Raw genomic sequence first — 21572 nt, forward strand, 5'->3', positions numbered from 1 at the left:
CCCGGTGGAGCAGGGGGCGCGGGTCGTGGCCGGTCCGGTGGGGGAGGGGGCGGGCCGGTGGGCCGGTCCGGTGCGGGAGGTGGTCCGCGCGGCGGACTTCCAGCCCTTCGAGCGGCAGGGGGCGTACGAGCGGCTGCGCGACGGGCTGCGCGCCTACCGTCTGATCACCGCGATGTGGATCCGCTCCACGATGGCCTACCGGGCCTCCTTCGCGATGACGGCCTTCGGGAACTTCGCGGCGACCGCCCTCGACTTCGTGGCGATCCTGCTGATGTTCTCGCAGGTCGACCGGATCGGCGGCTACAGCCTGCCCGAGGTCGCCCTGCTCTACGGAGCGGCGGGCACCGCCTTCGGGCTCGCGGACCTCGCGCTCGGCTCGATGGACCGGCTCGGGCGCCGGGTGCGCGACGGCACGCTCGACACGCTCCTGGTCCGCCCCGTGCCCGTGCTCGCGCAGGTCGCCGCGGACCGCTTCGCGCTGCGCCGCCTCGGCCGTGTCACCCAGGGGCTGTTCGTCCTCGGATACGCCCTCGCCGTCCTCGACATCCACTGGACGCCGCTCAAGGTGCTGCTGATCCCGCTGATGCTGCTCAGCGGCGGAGCGATCTTCTCGGCGGTGTTCGTGGCGGGCGCGTCCTTCCAGTTCGTCGCACAGGACGCCGCCGAGGTGCAGAACTCCTTCACGTACGGCGGCAGCACGCTCCTGCAGTACCCGCCGACCGTCTTCGCCAAGGACCTGCTGCGCGGGGTGACCTTCGTGCTCCCGCTCGCCTTCGTCAACTGGCTGCCCGCGCTGTACGTGCTGGGGCGGCCCTATCCGCTCGACCTGCCGAAGTGGGTCGCGTTCACACCACCACTCGTGGCGGCGGGCTGCTGCGCGCTGGCCGGGATCGCCTGGCGCGCGGGGCTGCGCGCGTACCGGAGTACGGGAAGTTAGGGGAACGGGCGTGGCCATCGCCGGGGACAGCGAATTCACCGAGCAGGAGCGGGACTTCACCGGTGCGGACCGTGACATCAAGGGTCCGGACCATGACTTCATCGAGCTCGACGGCGTCGAGAAGGTCTTCGACGTGCGCAAGAAGACGGGCTTCCTGCGCAGTGAGCGCCGGCAGGTGCGGGCCGTCGACTCGATCTCCTTCACCGTGCGGCGCGGCGAGATGGTCGGCTACATCGGCCCGAACGGCGCCGGCAAGTCGACCACGATCAAGATGCTGACCGGCATCCTCACCCCGTCCGGCGGCCGGCTGCGGGTCGCGGGCCTCGACCCGTCCCGCGAGCGCACCCGTCTCGCACGCCGGATCGGCGTCGTGTTCGGGCAGCGCACGACCCTGTGGTGGGACCTTCCGCTGATCGACTCCTACCGGCTGATGCACCGCATGTACCGCATCCCGGACGGGCGTTACCGGGAGAACCTCGACCGCTGTGTCGAACTCCTGGAGCTCGGTGACCTGTTGGACGTCCCGGTGCGGCAGCTGTCGCTGGGGCAGCGGATGCGCGGCGACATCGCGGCGGCCCTGCTGCACGACCCCGAGGTGCTCTACCTCGACGAGCCGACGATCGGGCTCGACGTGATCAGCAAGGCGCGGGTCCGGGAGTTCCTGCGGGACCTGAACGCCGAGCGGGGTACGACGGTTCTGCTCACCACGCACGACCTCACCGACATCGAGCAGTTGTGCCGCCGGGTGATGGTCATCGACCACGGGCGGCTGATGTACGACGGTCCGCTGAGCGGGCTGCACGAGGTGGGGGAGAGCGAGCGGACCCTGGTGGTGGACCTGGAGCGGGAACTGCCGCCGATCGAGGTGGAGTCGGCGCGGGTGGTGAAGGTGGAGGGGCCGCGGCAGTGGCTGGCCTTTCCCGCCGCCGGGTCGGCGGCTCCGCTGGTGGCGCGGATCGCGGCGGAGTATCCGTTGATGGACCTCTCGGTGCGGGAGCCGGACATCGAGGCGGTCATCAGCCGCATGTACGCGGGGAAGGCCGGTACGGCGGGGAAAGCGGTCTCGCAGCGGGAGGCGCCGGAAGGGCGGGCCGGATAGCCCACGGGCGGGGGAACTCGTAGGCTGCTGTCCATGACCGACGACGAACTCCCGGAGCTGCGCGCCTCCGACGCCGATCGTGAACGAGTCGCCGAACAGCTGAGGGACGCCCTCGCCGAAGGCCGCCTCGACATGGAGGAGTTCGAGGAGCGGCTGGAGGCGACGTACAGCGCCCGTACCTATGGTGAGTTGACGCCGATCACCCGCGATCTGCCGGGCGCGGCCGCGAGTGCCCCCATATCCATGGTCAAGAAGCCGGTGGGCGACGGGAGTTGGGCTGCTCGTATCGTCGGCGGCGAGGGCTCGTCCTCGTGGGGTGTGGCGATCCTGTCCGGATTCGAGCGCAAGGGCCGCTGGACGGTGCCGAAGCGCTTCAACTCCTTCGCCTTCATGGGCGGCGGTGAACTCGACCTGCGTGAGGCGAACTTCGCGGACCACGAGGTCGTCGTCAACTGCGTCGCGATCATGGGCGGGATGAACGTGATCGTGCCGCCCGGCGTCGAGGTCGTCGTCCGCGGCATCGGCATCATGGGCGGCTTCGACCACCGTGAGTCGGACCAGGCCGGCGAACCCGGGGCACCCCGGGTGATCGTCACGGGCTTCGCCTTCTGGGGCGGTGTCGGCGTCGAGCGCAAACTCACCCGCGCGGAGCGGCAGCGCCTCAAGGAGGAGCGCCGCCAGGAGAAGCTGGAGCGCAGGGCGGCCCGCAAGGAGTTGCAGGGTTCCCGGGGCGGGGGCCTCGACGACGTGTTCGACGTGCTCGACGACGCCCGCGACCTGATCCGGGACCGTCACGAGGAGCGGCACGAACGCCACGAGGAGCGCAGGGAGCGGCACTGGGAACGCCGCCAGCACCGCCACCGGCGGAGCGACGGCGACGGCGACTACTGAACGACGGCGCCGTCCGGGCCGCAGGCCCCGGCGTTGTCCGGTGCCACCGATGTCCGGTGCTGTCCGGTGCCACCGAGACCCGGCGCCGTCCGGTGCCACCGAGGCCCGGTGCTGTCCGGGGCTGTCGAGGGCCGGCGGATCACAGGTCCGCCGGAGCCGTACCCTTCAGGTCTCCCAGGTCGAACACGTCGGCCATCCGCCGGTACCCCTTGTCGCTGGGGTGCAGGTGATCGCCCGAGTCGTAGTCGCTCCGCAGCCGGCGCGGGTTGTACGGGTCCCGCAGGGCCGCGTCGAAGTCGACGACGGCGTCGTACACCTTCCCGGACCGGATCTCCGCGTTCACGGCCCGGCGTACGGCATCCCGCGCGTCCGTGTATCCCCGGTGTCCCTGGAAGGGCATCAGCGTGGCGCCGACGACGCGCAGTCCACGGGAGTGCGCCTGCCGCACCAGGGTCCGCAGGCCGTCGGTGATGGTGCGCGGATCGACCTGGTTCGGGTTGCGCAGGATGTCGTTGACACCGAGGTCGATGACGACAGCCCTGACGTTCGTACGGTCGAGCACGTCCCGCCCGAAGCGGCTCAGCCCGCTGGGGTTGTCGGCCGGCCGGCCGAGTCCGGCGGCGAGGATCTGGTTGCCGCTGATGCCCTGGTTGACGACGCTGTAGCGGGGTGTTTCGCCGCTTCCGGCCGAGGCGCGCAGCCGCTCCGAAAGGACGTCCGTCCAGCGGTGGTTGGCCCCCACGGTGGAGGTGATGCCGTCGGTGAGCGAATCGCCGAGGACGACGACGGTGCCCGCGGCGTCGTCGCTCAGCACGTCGAGCGCGGTCAAGTAGCGCCAGTACGGGCTCTGTCCGGTGTACGGGACACCGCTCACGTCCTCCGTACGGTCGCCCTCGGCGACGTACGAGAGCTGCCGTGCGAACGGGTGGTAGGTGACCGGGCCGGACGGGGTCGGCGAGAAAGTCGTCACCAGGACGTCCGCGCCGTGCGGGATGCGCACCCGCACGGCGTCGCTCATCATCTGTCCGCCGGCCGGGATCACGGCGGTCGTGGCGCCGCCGAACGTGAGGCGGCGCATGGTGCCGACCGCGGCGGTGGCGTTGTTCGCGGTCGCGGCCACGGCGATCGTGGCGTGCGTGACGGTGAGCGGCTGCTGCCCGTAGAGATTGGACAGCGTGATGCGGGCACTCGTACCCCCGGCGGCCGAGTGCACGACGTTGCGCACGGAGCGGCCCGCCAGTCCGCTCGTCTCCGTGCCGGGCTCGGCTCCGGCCGGGGAGGCCGACCAGGCGCCGACCCAGGTGCCGGTCGAGGCGGGGGCGGCGGCGTTGTGCGTCGTGCGGCCACCGGCGACGTCGGACCGGGTTCCGGTGCCGTCGTCGGCCGCGACACCGATGTATATGGCTGCGGAAAGGACCAGGACCACGGCAAGGACCGCGGCGAGCAGGGCATAACCGTGACGCTTGGTCATGCGATGCGTTTCTCCTCCGACGAGTGGGAGCCCGAGACTCCGAAGTGATCACCCCATGATGCGTCATGGAGTGGACGAGCGACGAAGCACCCCCTACGGGACCCCCCGGTCGATTCCCCATCCGAACAGACGCCGGGAACTCCTGTGTCGTTCCAGGAGTCGATCAGGAAGAGAGGGAGAAAGGGACAATGTGCACGGGGTGTGACGCGGCTCGCGAACGGGTGGAGTGAATGGAACGCACGAATTCGGGTGAACCGGACGACATGGAGCAGCATGCCCGTCCCGGCACCGCCGCGAACGCGACGACGGCCGCCGGGACTCCGGGCCGGGCGATGAACACCTTCAGCCCCGCCGACGAGGAGAAGCGCCGCGGAGTACGCCGGATGAAGGCGACCGCCACCGGCCTGCTGCTCTTCGTCGCCCTCGTCTACGTGCTGGCCAAGTGGGCCTCGCACGAGGGCGCGGGCGCCTGGGCCGGCTACGTCGCGGCGGCCGCCGAGGCGGGCATGGTCGGCGCGCTGGCGGACTGGTTCGCCGTCACGGCCCTCTTCCGGCATCCGCTCGGCCTGCCCATCCCGCACACCGCGATCATCCCCACCAAGAAGGACCAGCTGGGCGTCTCGCTGGGCGAGTTCGTCGGCGAGAACTTCCTCTCCGAGGACGTCGTCCGGCAGCGGCTGCGCGCCGTGGGGATCGGCAGCAGGCTGGGCGCCTGGCTCGCCGATCCCGAGCACGCGGACCGGGTCACGGCCGAGCTGGCCGCCGCGCTCCGAGGCGCGCTGACCGTCCTCAGGGACTCCGATGTCCAGGCCGTCGTCGGGGAGGCGATCACCCGGCGCGCCGACGCCCAGGAGATCGCGCCCGGCATAGGGAAGATGCTGGAGAAGATCGTCGCGGACGGCGGCCACAGACGGGTCGTCGACCTGGTGGTCACCCGCGCCCACGACTGGCTGGTGTTCCACGACGAACAGGTCATGGACGCCGTCCAGGGCGGCGCGCCCGGCTGGACGCCCCGGTTCGTCGACAAGAAGGTCGGCGAGCGCGTCTACAGGGAACTGCTCCGCTTCGTCACCGAGATGCGCGACTCCCCGTCCCACCCGGCCCGCGGCGCCCTCGACCGGTTCCTCACCGACTTCGCCTCCGACCTCCAGTCCGACACCGACACCCGCGCGCGCGTGGAGCGCCTCAAGGGCGAGGTGCTGGGCCGGGGCGAGGTCCAGGACCTGATCGCCTCCGCGTGGACGGCCGTACGGTCGATGATCGTGTCCGCGGCCGAGGACGAGCGCAGTGAGCTGCGGCTGCGCGTGCGCGCCTCCCTGCTGTCCCTCGGCGCCCGGATGGCCACCGAACCCAAGCTCCAGGCCAAGGTCGACGGCTGGCTGGAGGGCGCCGCCGTGTACGTCGTGACCACGTACCGCAAGGAGATCACCTCGCTCATCACGGACACCGTCGCGGGCTGGGACGCCGAGCACACGACCAAGAAGATCGAGGCGAACATCGGCCGGGACCTCCAGTTCATCCGGATCAACGGCACGGTGGTCGGCTCACTGGCCGGACTCCTGATCTACGTGGTGTCACGGGCGCTGGGGGCGTAATCGGCCGGGGCGAGGGCACCCGGGCGGGGTTCGCCCGAAGAAGAGGGAGCCCATGTCAGCCCCAGCCTCGCCGGTACCAGCGCCCGCCTCCACCGATACCGTCACGACGAACGTGCCCGCCCGCCTGGACCGGCTGCCGTGGTCCCGCTGGCACTGGATGATCGTGATCGGCCTCGGGACCGTCTGGATCCTGGACGGCCTCGAGGTCACCACCGTCGGCAACATCGCGGGCCGGCTCTCCGAGGAGGGCAGCGGCCTGGCCATCTCCTCGGCGCAGGTCACCGGTATCGCGGCGGCGCTCTATGTGGCGGGCGCCTGCGCGGGCGCCCTGTTCTTCGGGTGGCTGACCGACCGTCACGGCCGCAAGAAGCTCTTCATGATCACCCTCGTCGTCTACCTCTCGGCGACCGCGCTGACCGCGCTGTCCTTCGACGCCTGGTGGTTCTTCACCTTCCGCTTCCTCACCGGCTTCGGCATCGGCGGCGAGTACGCGGCCATCAACTCGGCGATCGACGAACTCATCCCCGCCAAGTTCCGCGGCCGCGTCGACCTGATCATCAACGGCAGCTACTGGCTCGGCGCGATCGGCGGCGCGCTGCTGTCGATCGTCATGCTGAACACGGACATCTTCCCCAAGGACCTCGGCTGGCGGCTGACCTTCGGCCTCGGTGTGGTCCTCGGTCTGGTGATCCTGCTGGTCAGGCGCCATGTGCCGGAAAGCCCGCGGTGGCAGTTCATCCACGGCCGCGGCGAGGAGGCGGAGGGGCTGGTCACATCCGTCGAGCAGGAGATCGAAGAGGAGAAGGGCGCACCGCTGCCGCCCCCCGCGGGCGAGATCACCATCGAACAGCGCAAGAGCATCGGCTTCGGCGTGATCGCCAGGACCGTCTTCGGGCGCTACCCGAAACGGGCCGTGCTCGGCCTCGCCCTCTTCATCGGTCAGGCCTTCCTCTACAACGCGATCACCTTCGGCTTCGGCTCGATCCTCACCACGTTCTTCGACGTGCCCACCGGCGGCACCGGCTACTACTTCGCCGTCATCGCGGCCGGCAACTTCCTCGGCCCGCTGCTGCTCGGCAAGCTCTTCGACACCGTCGGCCGCCGGGTGATGATCTCCTCGACCTACCTGCTCTCGGGTGTGCTGCTGTTCGGCACGGCCTGGCTCTTCGACCAGGGCTCGCTCAACGCGGTGACGATGACGGCCTGCTGGTGCGTGGTGCTCTTCTTCGCGTCGGCGGGCGCCTCCAGCGCCTACCTGACCGTCTCCGAGGTCTTCCCGATGGAGACCCGGGCGATGGCCATCGCCTTCTTCTACGCCATCGGCACCGCCGCCGGCGGCATCAGCGGGCCGCTGGTCTTCGCCGACCTCACCAAGTCCGGCGTCGTCGGCGACACGGTGCTCGCCTTCCAGATCGGCGCCGGCCTGATGTGCGCCGCGGGCCTGGTCGCCGTGTTCCTGGCGGTCAACGCCGAGCGCCGCTCCCTGGAGGACATCGCCGCGCCGCTGTCGACGGCACCCGCCCCGACCGGCACGTCCTCGTCGGCATCGTCCGCGCGGGCGACCTGAGTCGGGCACCGGGCGCCTTCTGAGTATCCCGTTCTGAGTACGCGTACTCTGTCGCGCCCCCGCCGCGCACGGAACCCTCGTACGCATGACCGAGAAGCTGCTCCGCCCCTTGCGAACGTGCCCCTGGCCGGAACGCTGGCTGACGCGCGTGCTCGGCGCCGCCCTGTCCTGCGCGGCGTACCTCATCTGCCTTCCCTGGGACCTGCGCAACCGCCCCGAGACCCCGGACTCCGTCGTGGAGACCACCCCGGTGACCGGCACGGGAGTCCTCGCCCTCGGCGCGGCCCTGCTGCTCCTGGCCGTCCACTTCGGGCACCGGGACGCGCTGGCCTGGCCGTTGCTGCTGGTCGTGGCACCTCCGGCGACCCTGCTGTACGTGTCACTGCGCACCCACCCGGGACCCCCGGACGGCTTCGCCGACGCGTGGCCGCTGACCTGGGCGTTCCTCACCCTGGTGGGGGCTGCCGCCGTGCTGTTCGTGGCCGCGGTGGCACGCCAGTTCCGGGCGGACCTGGCGGACGCGTGGGAGGAGGAGCTGAGTCTGCCCGCCCGGTCGTGAGACGGTTCGTCCCATGGTCCGTGCCGCGCCGGTCGACCGCTCGTCACGCACCGCGCCCGCTGTGCGTCACGGACTTCGGCCGCTGTCTGTCACGGACGTCGGCCGCTGTCTGCCAAGGCGTCGGCCCCTGCCCACGCGTCGCGAGGAGGACACCGGTGACCATCCGCAGGATCGTCCCCGACATCCAGGTCGGGTCCGAGCGGGACATGACGACGAACCGGGACTTCTACGGTCTGCTCGGCTTCGAGGAGGTCATGAACCAGGGCTGGGTCATGACCCTCGCGTCCCCGTCCAACCCCACCGCCCAGATCAGCTTCCTCACCGAGGAACGCACCGCTCCCGTCGTCCCCGACCTGAGCGTCGAGGTCGAGGACGTCGACGCCGTGTACGCGCAGGTGATCGCGTCGGGTGCGGAGGTCCTGCGGGAGCTGCGGGACGAGGAGTGGGGCGTACGGCGGTTCTTCGTACGGGATCCGAACGGGCGGGTGGTGAATGTGCTGGGGCATCGGGGCCCGTAAGTCCCGCGCCCTCACTGGCCGTAGAAGTACCGGGAACCCTTCTCGTTGAAGTACGAGGCGTAGACGCGTCCGAGGACCGGCTTGCCGCGGTACATCCCGACGTACTGGCGCGAACTGTCGACCACGACGGGCCGGGTCATGCAGGCGAACTTGACCCGCTGCTGGGCCTCGGCCCACTGCACGGCCGCCGGATCGACCCGGTCGCTGACCAGCAGCGGGAAGGCGCCGATGCCGTTCTGCATGCCGACGGGCAGACCGCCCTTGGTGTCCTTGGCGTACCGCATCACCTGGTCGGTGAAGGCGGAGACGGCCGGCACGGTTATCTCCGGGACGGCCGCGGCCACCGTGAACAGATGCAGCTTCGTCGCCATCCAGCGCATCCGGAACTCGGCCCGCCGTCCGACGAGTACGGGCACCCCGGCCCAGTCCTCCCACCGCGTGACGCAACCGTCCTCGGTCAACTGACGTTCCACGAAGGCCAGGTAGGTGCCCGGCGCCGACTGATCCTGTTGTGCGTGCATGAGCGGGATCCTAGGCGCCCGGAGGCGGCGCGCTAAGCCCCTGTGGTGGACCCCGGCCGGATGATCATCAGGACGGTGACGGTGGCCCACAGCAGGTTGAAGATCCCGGTGAACATCGCGAGCCGCACGGTCGCCGCACGGTCTCCCGCCCCCTCCGAGGTCAGGCTCTCCGGGGTCAGGCCCTCCAGGATCGCGCTCTGGCGGGGCAGCACCAGCGCGGCGAGGACCACGGCCGCGAGCGCGGTCAGCGCGATCGAGACGATCAGCCAGGTGTCGCCGAGCACGCCCATGGAGCTCGCCGTGGCGAACCCGAAGACGGGGACGACGACGCCCACCACGGCGTACACCCGGCAGATGCGGTGCAGCAGCCGTGTGGTGGCGAGGGCGTCCGCGCCGTCCGGCGCGTCGAGGACCTTGCGCGCGGAGGGCGGGAACATGCTCGCGGCCACCGTGACGGGCCCGATGGCGATGATCGCGGCGATGACATGGACGGCAAGGAGGAACTTGGTCACGGGGTGACGGTAGGGGCCGGGGAGGATCTTGGAGAAGTGGCACTTCTGCCAGGGAGCAACGGATTCCGGCCAGCGCCTGACGACTGTTCCGGGCTGGGTTCCATGGCTGGGCCGAACTGAGCTGAACTGAGCCGAACTGGGCTGTATGGCTGGTCCGCGCCAGGCTCCGGGGCTGGTCCGGGCCGGGCTCCAGGGCTGGTCCGAACCGGGCTCTCGGGTTGCGTGGCTGGTCCGGGCCGGGCTTTGGGTTCTGTTCCTGCTGGTGTATGCCGGGCTGCTCGGTCGCTTCACCGGGTGACGGGAATCCGGCGTAGGCCTAGGCTCCAGCCATGCACACCGTGGCCGTACTGGCACTGGACCAGGTCATCCCGTTCGACCTCTCCGCCCCGATCGACACCTTCGGCTGGGCCCGGCTGCCCGACGGGCGGCCGGCGTACCGGACCCGGGTGTGCTCGGTCACCGCGGACGCGGAGGTGAGCGCGGGCCCGTTCACGCTGCGTGCCCCGTACGGTCTGGAGGCGCTGGCCGAGGCGGACACGATCATCCTGCCCGGGCGGGCCGACCCGTCGCTGCCCCTGCCGCCGGGGGTCGCTGAGGCGCTGCGCGCGGCGGCCGCGAACGGTACGCGGATCGCGTCGATCTGCGTCGGCGCGTTCGTCTTCGCCGCCACGGGCCTGCTGGACGGACTCCGGGCGACCACGCACTGGCTCGCGGCCGGTGAACTGGCAGCGAAGTACCCGGCGGTGACCGTCGACCCGAACGTTCTCTACGTCGACAACGGCCAGTTCCTCACCTCGGCGGGCGCGGCGGCGGCCCTGGACCTGTGCCTGCACATGATCCGCAAGGACCACGGCTCGGCGGTCGCCGCACACGCGGCCCGGCTGTCCGTCATGCCGCTCGAACGGGAGGGCGGCCAGGCCCAGTTCATCGTCCACACACAGCCGCCGGTACCGGCCGGGACGACCATGGAGCCGCTTCTCGTCTGGCTGGAGGAGAACGCGGACCGCGAGCTGACCCTGGAGGACATCGCGGACCACGCCGGCATGAGCACCCGCACCCTCAACCGCCGCTTCCGCGAACAGACCGGCACGACACCGCTCCAGTGGCTCCACCGGGCCCGGGTGCGGCGCGCCCAGTACCTCCTGGAGACGACCACGTACCCGGTCGAACGCATCGCCACCCAGGCGGGCTTCGGCTCACCGACGGCATTCAGGGAACGCTTCAAGAGGGTGGTGGGGACGAGCCCGTACGCGTACCGGCGGGCGTTCCGGGGGGTGGGGGTGTCTTGACGGGTCCCGTGACCGGGCTCCCTGACCCTGATCCCTGACCCGGCTCCCTGAAGGGGGAGGGGAGCCGAGTCGTTCCGGCCCGTCGGCCGACGAAGGGCCCGGCCCGCCGGTCGGCGAGCCGCTCGGGCCCGCCGGTCGGCGGATTGTTCAGGCCTGCCTGCCGTTCGGCGGATGGCCCGGGTGTGTCGGCGGGGCGTCGCAGAGCCCGCCGGTCGGCTAGTTGCTCGGGCCTGCCGGTCAGTAGATCGTTCAAGCCCGCCGATCGGCGAGCTGCTCGGGCCCGCCGGTCAGCAGATCGTTCAGGCCCGCCGGTCGGCGACGGCCCAGGAGGCGACGGCCATGGCCCCGGCGACGCCGAAGACGGCAGGCCAGGCGCCCACCTTCTTGGCCAGCGGGTGCGACCCGGCGAAGGCGGCGACGTACGCGGCGGTCAGCGCCCCGGCGGCCTTCCCGCCGGCCTGCTGCTTCCACTGCTGCGCGGCGACAGCCCCGGCGGCGGCCAGCACGACCCCGCCCAGCTGCCGCTTCCTCGTCCAACGGGCGACGCCGTACCCACCGACAAGCCCGCCGGCGGCCACCATCGCGGCCGGAACCTTCGCCATCACTGCCTCCTCGTTCGTCACTCGAGGCTAACGCCCTGCCGGAGCCCGGCGGGCCCGGCCCCGGGCGCGGAGCTCGGTCACATAGCCCGCGGAGACGGCGCACCCGGCACCGGCGAGGGCGAAGCCCAGGACGGCGGGACCGATGTAACCGGGGACGATGTCGTAACTCCCGCCGTCACTTGTCTCGCACACGAAGCCCGGGGGGACGTAACTCACGGAGTAGCCGGAGATCTCGATTCCCCCCTCATGCCGCTCCAGCCACCCCGACGTACGGCAGGGCCGGGCCGGCGCCGAGTCGGTGCCTCCGTCCTCGGCCTCCATGAGCGAACCGGCGACGTGGAGCAGTCCCCACGCGTACACGGCGATGGCGGCGGCACCCGAGAAGGCGGCAAGCGTCCGAAGGGCCACGGTCGCCTCGATGCGCCGCTCGCCGCGCCGCGCGAGGACGCTACAGCCGTACCCGACGAGGCCGAAGGCGGTGACGGCGGCGATGACGAGGAACAGCAGAGTCAGAAACCACATCGCGGCCCCACATGTCGATCGGTCGGTGAATCCGCCGAGTTCAGCACGGCGATCGCGGCGCACCTGTGGCGGAGCCCACAGTTCCGGCAACAGCGGCGTCACAGTTCACGGGGGTCACCGCCAGGCCGACTGTCGGTGGCACCCGCTTGGATGGGCCGCATGACAGCCCAAGACATCGCCGACGCGCTGCCCGACATCGGCTCCCTGAGAGATCTCTGCCGATCGATGGCCATGGCGGAGGCGATATTGAACCCCGGGGGCGAGTGCTCCTACTCGTACAGCGCGCGATGGTCGGAAACCGAGGAAGCGGCCTCGATGAGAAACGGATCCGGCGACGAGTACGACATCGTCTTCGCCCCCACCGGCGCGTACATCCGCGGCTTCGACCACGAGTCCCCCCTCAGCCCGTACCACCACGAGGACGTGCCGGCTCCCTGGCCAGGCGTACTGGACTCCGTACCGGAGGCCTTCCGGGCCTATGTCGACGAGCCCGCCTTCACGGACGAGGCCGGCTGCCCGGTGGTGACGGTGTGCCTGTGGCGGACCGCGGACGCCCCGTCCTGGGAGGCAGGCCGGATCACCTTCCCCGAAGGACACCCGGACCCCGACGGCTCGGCCTGGCTCTTCCCACTCCTCGTCGACCCGACCCCCGAGGCGTTCCAGGCCTTCGCCGAGGACTACTACGAGACGTCCGTGAACATCGAGGCGGTACGCGACCTCTACGAGCTGCGCCCGCTCGGCCGCTCGCACATCACCGCGCTGAATCCTTCGGCCGGCGTCGAGACGGTGATTGCTGAGGCCAGATCGATCGGCTACCCGCTCGGGACGGACTTGGTGTGATGCCAGGAGAGTCTGCCGCGACTGTCGTGATCTAACCCCGGCGCCGCTTCGGTGCCGACTCCTCTGCGATGCCGGTCTACGCCGTGCTGGAGGAATCGACCGCTGGCCTCATCGCGGATCTGTGAATCAGGGCCCGCAGCGCATTGGGAGTGCGCCAGGATTCTCCGGGTGAGCTCCTGTGGCACATGCGGTGGCAATTGGCGCACAGGCATGCGAGGTCGCTGAGCCCGGTTTCCTGGGGCCCGGATATATGGAGAGGTGTGACGTGGTGCACTTCGATGTAGTCCTCGCCGAGTCGCCCGTAGACGTGAGCAAAGTCGAAGTCGCAGACTTCACACCGAAGTGCCTGGCCCAGGCGCCGCACCTGCTGAATCTTGAGCTTGCGGAGCTTGGGGTCGCGCTCCCGGATGAGGGCCCGGCGGACGAGCAGGCGGCCCTCGATGGCCGTTGTTCCTGTGTCGTCGGCCTCGTCGAGCTGCTTCGGGAGGAGCTGGAACTCACCGGAACCGATGCCGTCCTCGATAGCTTGCGCCGCCTGCAGCATCTCGGTCTCACGCTCAGTGAAGGCTGTGATCATCAGACGCGTGGGTTCGCCGCACCGGGTGCGCTTGCCAGTGTAGGAAGGGTAGTTGGTGGCAAAGTCGGTGGTCTTGCGGCTGACGCTGTCGGGAGACCGGAAGCCTGGGTGGCTCAGGATCTCGGGACCGTGGAGGGGGAGCGCCCGCAGCAACTCGGACAGTGCCTCGACCTCCCGGTCACCGGTCCGCAGTTCATGCCAGCCGTTCTTCACGACCAGCGCTCCAGCCAGCACGAGCTCATCCTCAGTCCACGCAGGGCTCCGCATGGGCAATATCGTATGAGTGTTCGTTGTGGCGGAGGGTGTGTTCAGCGAACCGAGGAGCGTGCTGCACACTTGGTCAGGTCTCGTTGTCAGTGGGGTCTGTCACCCTCAGTGATGGTGGATTGCAAGATGCGTCTGCCGCTGCACGTCTGTAAGGAGGGGGCATGACCCGCACGAACGAACCAGAGCGCTCCGCAGAGGAGATTGAGGGGCCTAAGTTCACCTCGATCGAGATCTGTGCTGGAGCCGGAGGCCAGGCCATCGGCCTGCACCAGGCAGGTTTCGGGCATCTGGCGCTGGTGGAGATCGACAAGCACGCTGTTGAAACGCTCGGGCTGAACATCGACGACCACGAAGTGTGGGCGTGGGAGCGTGAGCACTGCGACGTCCTATCGGCTGACGTCAAGGAATTTGAGCCCTACCGGGACTTGCGCAAGGGCGCCGACCTGCTGAAACAGGACGACCTGGATCTCCTCGCCGGTGGTGTGCCGTGCCCCCCGTTCTCGCATGCAGGCAAGCAGCTTGGCAAGGACGACGAGCGAGACCTCTTCCCTCGCATGCTGGAGCTCGTCGACACCCTCAAGCCGCGGGCTGTGATGATCGAGAACGTCCGCGGGATCATGGACCCGAAGTTCTCGGACTACCGCGACCTGATCAGGGCGAAGCTCCAGGGCGGCACGTATCGGGGCGACGACGGGCAACTCGTCTCTGAGAAGGGACTCGGGTACACCGTTTCCAAGTGGGATGTCTTGGAGGCCAGCGACTTCGGAGTGCCGCAGCTTCGCCCCCGGGCCGTCCTTGTCGCATTCCGGGACGATGTCATCAAGGACCTGAAGTACGAGTGGCCCACGGCTACACACGAGGATCCGGTAAGCGTTGCGGTGGCTCTTGAGCCGTCCATGCGTGAGCGTTACGGCCAGTACTTCACGGGAGTGCACGCGGAGCGGGCTCATAAAACCTTCGATCGCTGGCTCCAGAAGGCAACCGACCGCGACGTCGAACTCATGGGCAGGGGTGGAGGTATTGCGCCCACGCTTGTCGGTGGATCGAAGAAGCATGGCGGCGCAGATCTCGGGCCGAGCCGGGCCAAGGCGGCGTGGAAGCTGCTGGGTGTCTCAGGTCTGGGCGTTGCCAATGACACCGAGACCTGCGCGAAGAAGCAAACCGAAGACCGTGACCTATTCGGTCCTGATGGGCCGATGCTGACCGTGCGGCAGGCCGCCATCATTCAGGGGTTTCCCGCTGAATGGGACTTCGCGGGTGGCAAAACTGCGCAATACCGACAGGTGGGGAATGCCTTCCCGCCGCCTGTTGCCAAGGCTGTAGGTAGGTCGATTATCGACGTGCTGAAAGCGGCGCGAGAGCGCGACCGGAAGCGCTGATTACGTTTCCGTCCTGTTCCTTCTGGTTGTGCTGCGGTGCTTCTCAACTTCGGCAGCAATACGTGCGGCACAGACTTCAGAGGGCTCGTGTTCCCAGAACCGGAGCACCGTCCAGCCGGCTTCTTCCAAGCGCTGGTCGGTGTCCCGGTCCCGGGCCATGTTCCGAGCCACCTTGTCGGACCAGTAGCCCGGGTTGGTCTTCGGCGGAACGTAGTGCTCAGGGCAGCCGTGCCAGTAGCAGCCGTCGATGAAGACCGCCACCTTTGCTGGGCGGAAGACCATATCGGCAGTTCGGCGAAGGCTTGGAAGCGGCTTGGCGGCGACCCGGTAGCGCAGGCCCCGGGCGTGCACGAGCCTCCGGATGAGCCACTCCGGCTTTGTGTCCCGGTTCCGGATGGCCTGCATGTTGCGGCGACGGGCGGCGGACGATGCCCACGAGCCCTCCGGTGGGAGCCATTCGCTGTCCGGCTTCGCCGGTGTACCTGAAGGCGTACTCATAACGCTCTGACTCTTACCAGGTCGTCAGCGTCGTGGCGAGTTCGTCGTACAGCCTGAGGTGTCCCTGGCGACTCTGCCAGGCGCTGGTTCGGCCGTCACAGCAACCAGGTGTGACAGCCGACCGCGTCGATGCCTGCGCACGAATTCCTACTTTGTGTGAGAGGGGAGCGACGGTGCAATATCAGAAGGATCGCTGGGAGCCGCAACAACCCAGGCCTCGCCATCCAGTGTCACGAACCGCGCGTTGCGGTGATGCGGGCCGTACTTAGCGACGCGCACGCTGACAAACTCGCCCTCCCGTGGGGGCAGGATGCCGAGCTGCTCCGCTACCGCGCGGTGACTGTCGTAGTCGCCCATGATGAGGATTCCCTCGGGCTTGAGCGCAGAACGTGCACCCCCGTTACCGCGGACCCGTTTCATGTAGTCCTTCTGCTGGGCCACGGTTCGCACTACGTTGCGGCTTATGCGCCGTTTCTGTGCGCGCCGGAACAGTTCATTGAGACGCTGCTGGCCAGAATGCTGTGCGAAGACAGCCGCGCGGTCTGATGGGTCCATGTGTAGGAGCGTGTTCTCGGGAAGCTCCGCATCGCGCCACAGCCAGAGAATCTTGTCCCGGTGCCTGGCCTTCACCGTCATCTTTGCATCGCGGTTGCTGCCTTGGTTAAGCCACTCCTCCCGTACCCGGAAGAGGCCGGCGCTCCATCGGCTTTCGCTGTCGTTGGCCCATACGAGCAGACAGAGGTGTCCTCTGGCTTCCGGAGGGATCATCCAGCCGCCGAAGCTCTGTGAGTACTTGCAGTCCACCTCGATGCCCGCGATCCGGTAGTCCATTGCGTCACCGTCCGCGAACTTGAACTCACGCTGCAAATTGATCTCGACGAGGGTGCCAGCGTGCGTCCTCTCGGTCTTGTACAAGGATTCCCAGGCGTACCGGCCTGTGGTCTCACCGTTTAGCAGCTGATCGATGGTGTCCCGCAATACGGCCGAAAAGCGCTCCCCGGAGGGATCCACGCCCATCAAATCCGCGTGCACTGCCTGGAGCTCGGCGTCGCGCCTGAGCTCGTCAGTCAGAGTGACGTTCTGTGCTGCATGGACGTCGATGGGCAGCAAGTGGATCCCCCTCAGGATGAACTGGCCGGAATAGTAGCGTCGTTGGTGTGTCGTGAATTCTTGGCACGGAAGCGCACCAGGCGACGGTCCGTGCTCGCTGCCGAAGTCGGCGGGATCAAGGTAAAGGCCATTACGATCTTCGACGGGTCGGCGGCACCGCTCCGGACGACCGCCTGGACGTCGCTGTGGGTGTCTCCCTCCACGACGGGGTACAGCAGCATCACTCCCGTCGTCGAGCCGACCCCGGCGCTGTGAACTGGCTGGATCTCCGGTGACGAGGATGCTCCGTCGATCAGTCGTTGAGCCGCGGTGCGGTGTTCGACGCTGGCGATGCGGCCGAAGGAGATCTTGCCGGTCTGCCGGCTTCGGCGGACGAGAGACAACGGCAGCGAACCGAGCACGCTGGCCTCCACGCGTGTGCTGGCGGCCAGACGAGGTGAAATGAGCAGCCAGTCGTCCACCTTGGCGAGCGTGCCGTCAAGCTGCCTGAGATAGGTCAAATGTGGGTCGAAGTGCCCTTCGCGCTCCCATTCGAGCTGAGAGAGCGCGCTGACAAGCTCGTTGTGGGAGACCGTGCCCGTCAGTGCCTCGAAGGTCCGAGTGAGCGAACTGGAGTCATCCGGTGGATTACTGAAGGTCGTCGGGGATGCGCTGAGCGAGTTCAGCAGGGGACGCCAGCGCTCACTATTCCGCTTCAGCGTCGCATTGTTCACGGGGTACGCCGCAGGTTCAATGGGGCGGCCAGGAGAGCGGATCTCCACCAGCTCGGCATTGAACATCTTGTTGCGGGCCGAGGGCCTGATCCAGGGCAGGTGTTGTGCCACGAGCGGCGGCACCTGCATAGGCGTGAGCTGAGGCTGTCCGTCGACACCCGCGGCGTACTGGGCCAGCTGCTCCCGGAACGTCTCCTCGTCACGGCAGATCGCTTCGTAGGCCTCGTACAGATCGGCGTAACGGTCGCGGCCGAAAGGCTCCTCCCGCCCGATGTAGAGACGGACCAGGTCTCTGTAACCAGGCCGGAAGCCGAACCAGCGTCCCATCTGCATCAGGGTGTCCGCCTGCTGCGTGGTGCGCCGGTAGTAGGTGATGGTCAAGCCCTCCACGGTGAAACCGCGAGAGAGCTTCGTTCCGCCCACGAGGATCTTCCAGACGTGCGGGGTCCGGTCGAAGTCGAGGTTCAGCTGGTCGAAGTAGCGGTCTGAGTCGCCGTTCACGACGATGACCGGCTGACCGCCCGAGCCGATGAGGTGATGCGCCTTGTGCACATAGGTGCGCAGTTCTTCATAAGAGGGGGGAGCGGGGAGATCCGAGGCGCGTGCCTCACTGACCGGAGCGAAGTCCGAAGCCCATAGTGCGGCAAGACGTTCGTGCCCGGCGGCTGAGCTATAGCCCGCCTGATGCCACATGGAGTTGATGAGGAGCGCGAGATCCGCGTGATCGTCCCTCCGCACCGACTGATGAGCGAGCATCGTGTGATGCCGGAACGGACCGTCAGGAACGCCGTGGTCGGCCCGGTACAGCTTCAGCGCGCCGGACAGGACGAAGGCGTCCATGGCTTCCTGCAGACGGTCCCCCGTCGACTCGTAGATGTCTCTGATGTGCGCCTTCTCCTGAGAGTTGGCGTATGTGCGCTCTTCCCTGGGTATCGCCGAATCCAGATCGTGGAAGTCCTGGGCGCCCATGTACCCGGACGGACGAGGAAGGGAGATCAGGAAGTCGCTGGGGAAGATGTCATCGTCGTCGCCGGGATCGATGAAGACGTTGGCGAAGGGCGTGGCCGTGTAGCCCACATATTGCGCGCGCGGGAGCAGCTTCAGGAGCTGAGAGATCAACCCGTTGATGGACGTGCGTTCCGTGCTGCCTTGTTCCCACTTCTTGGGGTCCAGGGTGTTCACGGACGCCTGGTCGGACTCGTCATCGATGACCAGGGCAGGCAGCTCTCCGAGCAGTCCGTGAATCTGCTTGAGGTCCTTGACGAGTTTGGTCAGAACGGACTTGTTCTTCTTCACCACCAGGATGCGGGCGGCCGCGTGGTGGAGGTTCGCTTCATCATGCAGCGGCCGGGTCGGTTCACGCTTCTCGAACTCAAGGGCCCGGATACCTTGTGCCAGGCTCTTGTAGTCGTTGTCCCGAGTCGTGAGCCGCTCGATGTCGAAGGCGCCGAGCACGGACGGGCGTGCTCCGTGCTGGACGAACTCGTGCCAGTCCGAATCGTCGTCGCCGATATAGTCCACGCCGACAAGGGAGTCGAGGTCCGTGATATCGGCGCCCCGCAGGATGTTCTCCTGACCGATCAGCTCCATGTCGAGACGGCGCTGGGTCTGGGCGCGCAGCAGGTTGAGGGTGCCGCCCAGCACGATGACGAGGCGGTAGCCGGCGTCGATAGCTTTGGCGGCGACACCAGTGAAGTTGGCAGTCTTGCCTGACTGGACATATCCGACGACCAAGCCCTTTGCCTGCCGGGCCGTCTCTTGCTCCGGGTCGGTGAGGCGTTCAACGACTGCCCGGCTCGCCTCGTCGAGGCTTGCGACCGCCGCGTCGGACCAGCCCTTGCCGCGCAGTTTCTGCTCGTACGACGTCCAGTAGAAGGAACGGGCGGCGGCACGTTCTGGGGTGTACCAGGGGGTGAACTTACGTGTGATCACGGTGGGGCCCGGGATCTTCGCCACTGGTACGGCGTGGTCCAGCGCCTTCCGCAGGTCACTTCCGAACCGGAGCCGGTCGTACACGGCCGTACGCCGTTCGTCGGTGCGAGCGGGGATGGCCAGTGACCACTGAGGATCCTCGGCGAAGTCCCAGGCTGTGAGGTGGCGACTCCACAGAGCGCTGAGGGCCTCGTGGCCGTCGGCGAGATAAGCGTGAAACAGGTCCTCGCTCAGGTCGGCGTCCGGATAGTCCTCGTCTGCGGCAAGGGCGGCCCAACGCGCGAAGTGCCGGGGGATGCTCCCCATCCCTGCCAGGGCATGGGTGTGAATCTCAAGGAGCACGGTGGCTGGGGTGTCGCTCATCTAAGGTCCTCAGTCCGGATCAGTGGTCAATCAGGATGGCTGTGCCGCAGGTGTCAGGAGAGTGGCTGCGCACGCCGGATGCGCTGCGCTTCCACTGAAGACAGGAGGATGGTGTTCCAGTAGTCCAGGCGGTCTTGACGGCTGCGCTCCCAGCGCCCGAGCCCGAAGCAGTCCTCAAGAAGCAGATACAGCAGGGTCTTTGTCACGGGAGCGTCATTCGCTCCACCATGCCTGCCGTCGTTGAAGTCGTCCCGGTAGATCTTGTTGAGGATGACCGTATTGTCCTCGCGGTCCAGGCCGAAGAACTGGTCGCGGGGAAGAGTGCCCCAGGTGAAGGTGATCGGCTCTTCGCCCGGCTTCTCCGGCAGCTCTTCCTTGATGATGCGCTTGACCCTGGGATCCAGACCCTTCCCCGGGGGAGTGACGGGCTTGCGTACGATCTCGGTACGCCTCGAACCGTCTCTGTAGGCAGTCTCGGCGTCGGCCAGGAAACTCCGGAAGTGGCTTCCCCTGGAGTCAGTTGCCTTGTCCAGGCCGTCAGTGAAGGCCGGGGTGACGGTGACTCTCTCCTTCTTCACATCGAGGCTCAGGACATTGTTCTCGCGAGACGGAAGATCTACGGCGATGCGCGCTAGAACATGGTGACCCTCCGGATTCCGCCAGCCATTCCACCCTCCCGCCTGCACGAGGCGGTCGTTCCGGTAGAAGTAGAATCCTTGCCTTTCGGCGAGCGAGCCGATCTGGCGGAAGCCCGCCTGCTTCGACTTGGCCGGCCAGATATGAGCGGTCAGGCGGAGGTCCCCCAGCCCTTCCACCGGGGCCGTGAAGTCTCTGGGGTAGCCCGCCTTGCCCGGCACCTTGTACCCGAAGGGGTCCAGGGCTTCAACAGCGATGTGATCCACTTCCTCGCCGAGGCCTTGCTCCCCGCTTCCCACGTCCCACACGGCGATGTCGAGCTGGAGGCCCCGCTGCAGATACCGGTGGAGATAGAGGCCGAGGTGGGTCTCAAGGCGAGCAATGGCCTTCGACAGGAACTGGTCGCTCTGGCCGCGCGCGACCGTCTCGAAGGCCCGCACGCCATCCCAGCGCACGATCGTTCCCTGCCACTCGATGATCCCGTCGTAACGGTCTACGAGATCCTGCGCGTAGCGTGGGTCGACGGTGTCGCAGCGGAAGCTGTCTGCGATGCCCTCAGCCGTGAGGCGGCGCCCCGCCGCGCGGCTTCGCCTCGTGCGGCTGGCTATGGTGAGTGAAGAGGCGTGAGAAAGCGAAGCGGCTTTCAGGCCAGTGCCGTACATGCCTAGGGCGCGCTCACCGTAGTCACGGCGGTGCCCCACCGTCATCGCGGCGTCGAGCCCCTTTTCGTCCATGCCCTTGCCGTTGTCGATGACCAGCAGCGTGAGGATCCGGCCGGCGTCACGAAGGAAGTGGACGACGATCTTGTCGGCTTCGGCATCGATGGAATTGTCGATGAGGTCAGCGACGGCGACCTCGAAGCCATAGCCCTGATTGGTCAGAGCCCTTCCGTAGCCGGCATCTGGCGGCAGGTGCGTGCTGCCGGTCGTGGGGACGTCGTACTGCCAGTTGGCGCTGGACTCGTAGGGCATGCTTCCTCAAATGCACAGGTCAGGGCCTGCTTCACGAGTAGCAGCCCCTTACATCCAACAGACGGAGAGTGTGACCGTACTGCAAAGGTTGGACATAGAGGGAGGTGGATGGCGAACGGGGGCGATAAGTCCCTTATTTGGCAGAGGCTTTGGCCATGGATGTTCTTCATTTATCTGTGCTTTGCGGGCATCACGGATCTGTG

Annotated in this window: 20 protein-coding genes; 10 read left to right on the forward strand and 10 right to left on the reverse strand. The window is 67.9% G+C overall.

The annotated features are described in order from the left end of the window. Positions 1 to 79: 79 nt before the first annotated feature. The 3 genes from OOK38_RS18030 to OOK38_RS18040 all read left to right on the forward strand — a co-directional run bounded on the left by OOK38_RS18030 (position 80) and on the right by OOK38_RS18040 (position 2927). Positions 80 to 937, forward strand: coding sequence for an ABC transporter permease (locus OOK38_RS18030; protein WP_266849354.1), 858 nt, complete (start codon positions 80 to 82; stop codon positions 935 to 937). A 76-nt stretch (positions 938 to 1013) separates the two neighbouring features. Beyond that, complete coding sequence (locus tag OOK38_RS18035; protein ID WP_266849356.1) at positions 1014 to 2036, forward strand: ATP-binding cassette domain-containing protein; 1023 nt, start codon at positions 1014 to 1016, stop codon at positions 2034 to 2036. A 33-nt stretch (positions 2037 to 2069) separates the two neighbouring features. After that, positions 2070 to 2927 (forward strand): DUF1707 domain-containing protein, encoded by an 858-nt coding sequence (locus tag OOK38_RS18040; RefSeq protein WP_266848590.1) that lies wholly within the window; start codon positions 2070 to 2072, stop codon positions 2925 to 2927. 139 nt (positions 2928 to 3066) lie between these two features. Here OOK38_RS18040 and OOK38_RS18045 read toward each other — a convergent pair whose 3' ends face one another. Then, entirely contained in the window at positions 3067 to 4398 is a 1332-nt protein-coding gene (locus OOK38_RS18045; RefSeq protein ID WP_266848591.1) for an SGNH/GDSL hydrolase family protein, read from the reverse strand. 230 nt (positions 4399 to 4628) lie between these two features. On the opposite strand from OOK38_RS18045, the gene OOK38_RS18050 reads away from it, so the two are divergent. The 4 genes from OOK38_RS18050 (at position 4629) to OOK38_RS18065 (ending at position 8637) form a co-directional block, all read left to right on the forward strand. Next, on the forward strand, positions 4629 to 5993 hold the full coding sequence (locus OOK38_RS18050) for a DUF445 domain-containing protein (protein ID WP_266759199.1): 1365 nt from the start codon (positions 4629 to 4631) through the stop codon (positions 5991 to 5993). Between the two features lie 52 nt (positions 5994 to 6045). Next, complete coding sequence (locus OOK38_RS18055) at positions 6046 to 7560, forward strand: MFS transporter (RefSeq protein ID WP_266759197.1); 1515 nt, start codon at positions 6046 to 6048, stop codon at positions 7558 to 7560. A gap of 85 nt (positions 7561 to 7645) precedes the next feature. After that, positions 7646 to 8119, forward strand: coding sequence for a hypothetical protein (locus OOK38_RS18060; protein WP_266759195.1), 474 nt, complete (start codon positions 7646 to 7648; stop codon positions 8117 to 8119). A 155-nt stretch (positions 8120 to 8274) separates the two neighbouring features. After that, a complete protein-coding gene (locus OOK38_RS18065) occupies positions 8275 to 8637 on the forward strand; it encodes a VOC family protein (RefSeq protein WP_266848593.1) in 363 nt (120 codons plus the stop codon). A gap of 11 nt (positions 8638 to 8648) precedes the next feature. On the opposite strand, the gene OOK38_RS18070 is transcribed toward OOK38_RS18065, so the two are convergent. Beyond that, complete coding sequence (locus tag OOK38_RS18070; protein ID WP_266759191.1) at positions 8649 to 9158, reverse strand: levansucrase; 510 nt, start codon at positions 9156 to 9158, stop codon at positions 8649 to 8651. Positions 9159 to 9190: 32 nt separating this feature from the next. Next, positions 9191 to 9670 (reverse strand): DUF2269 family protein, encoded by a 480-nt coding sequence (locus tag OOK38_RS18075; protein WP_266759189.1) that lies wholly within the window; start codon positions 9668 to 9670, stop codon positions 9191 to 9193. A 329-nt stretch (positions 9671 to 9999) separates the two neighbouring features. Here OOK38_RS18075 and OOK38_RS18080 point away from each other — a divergent pair, with 329 nt between their 5' ends. Beyond that, entirely contained in the window at positions 10000 to 10959 is a 960-nt protein-coding gene (locus OOK38_RS18080) for a GlxA family transcriptional regulator (RefSeq protein ID WP_266759187.1), read from the forward strand. A 299-nt stretch (positions 10960 to 11258) separates the two neighbouring features. Here the strand turns inward: OOK38_RS18080 and OOK38_RS18085 are convergent, their stop codons facing one another. Together OOK38_RS18085 and OOK38_RS18090 are read right to left on the reverse strand one after the other, a co-directional pair. Beyond that, a complete protein-coding gene (locus tag OOK38_RS18085) occupies positions 11259 to 11561 on the reverse strand; it encodes a hypothetical protein (protein ID WP_266759186.1) in 303 nt (100 codons plus the stop codon). Between the two features lie 27 nt (positions 11562 to 11588). Then, entirely contained in the window at positions 11589 to 12083 is a 495-nt protein-coding gene (locus OOK38_RS18090; RefSeq protein ID WP_266848595.1) for a hypothetical protein, read from the reverse strand. Positions 12084 to 12242: 159 nt separating this feature from the next. Between OOK38_RS18090 and OOK38_RS18095 the strand changes: the two genes are divergently transcribed. Next, complete coding sequence (locus tag OOK38_RS18095) at positions 12243 to 12923, forward strand: hypothetical protein (protein ID WP_266759182.1); 681 nt, start codon at positions 12243 to 12245, stop codon at positions 12921 to 12923. A 76-nt stretch (positions 12924 to 12999) separates the two neighbouring features. Here OOK38_RS18095 and OOK38_RS18100 read toward each other — a convergent pair whose 3' ends face one another. Then, positions 13000 to 13734: an HNH endonuclease gene (locus OOK38_RS18100; protein WP_323178809.1), complete on the reverse strand. Its 735-nt coding sequence runs from the start codon at positions 13732 to 13734 to the stop codon at positions 13000 to 13002. 194 nt (positions 13735 to 13928) lie between these two features. Here OOK38_RS18100 and OOK38_RS18105 point away from each other — a divergent pair, with 194 nt between their 5' ends. Then, positions 13929 to 15146 carry a DNA cytosine methyltransferase gene (locus OOK38_RS18105; protein WP_266759178.1) on the forward strand — a complete coding sequence of 406 codons (1218 nt, stop codon included), beginning with the start codon at positions 13929 to 13931 and terminating at the stop codon, positions 15144 to 15146. Here the strand turns inward: OOK38_RS18105 and OOK38_RS18110 are convergent, their stop codons facing one another. The 4 genes from OOK38_RS18110 to OOK38_RS18125 form a co-directional block, all read right to left on the reverse strand. Then, positions 15147 to 15644: a very short patch repair endonuclease gene (locus tag OOK38_RS18110; RefSeq protein WP_266759176.1), complete on the reverse strand. Its 498-nt coding sequence runs from the start codon at positions 15642 to 15644 to the stop codon at positions 15147 to 15149. A gap of 147 nt (positions 15645 to 15791) precedes the next feature. After that, on the reverse strand, positions 15792 to 16754 hold the full coding sequence (locus tag OOK38_RS18115) for a NaeI family type II restriction endonuclease (RefSeq protein ID WP_266759174.1): 963 nt from the start codon (positions 16752 to 16754) through the stop codon (positions 15792 to 15794). Between the two features lie 11 nt (positions 16755 to 16765). Next, complete coding sequence (locus OOK38_RS18120) at positions 16766 to 19762, reverse strand: Z1 domain-containing protein (RefSeq protein ID WP_266759173.1); 2997 nt, start codon at positions 19760 to 19762, stop codon at positions 16766 to 16768. Between the two features lie 53 nt (positions 19763 to 19815). Next, positions 19816 to 21369: an ATP-binding protein gene (locus OOK38_RS18125; RefSeq protein ID WP_266759171.1), complete on the reverse strand. Its 1554-nt coding sequence runs from the start codon at positions 21367 to 21369 to the stop codon at positions 19816 to 19818. Positions 21370 to 21572: the final 203 nt, after the last annotated feature.

The organism is Streptomyces sp. NBC_00568, assembly GCF_026341855.1.
In the GTDB taxonomy this organism is placed as follows: domain Bacteria; phylum Actinomycetota; class Actinomycetes; order Streptomycetales; family Streptomycetaceae; genus Streptomyces.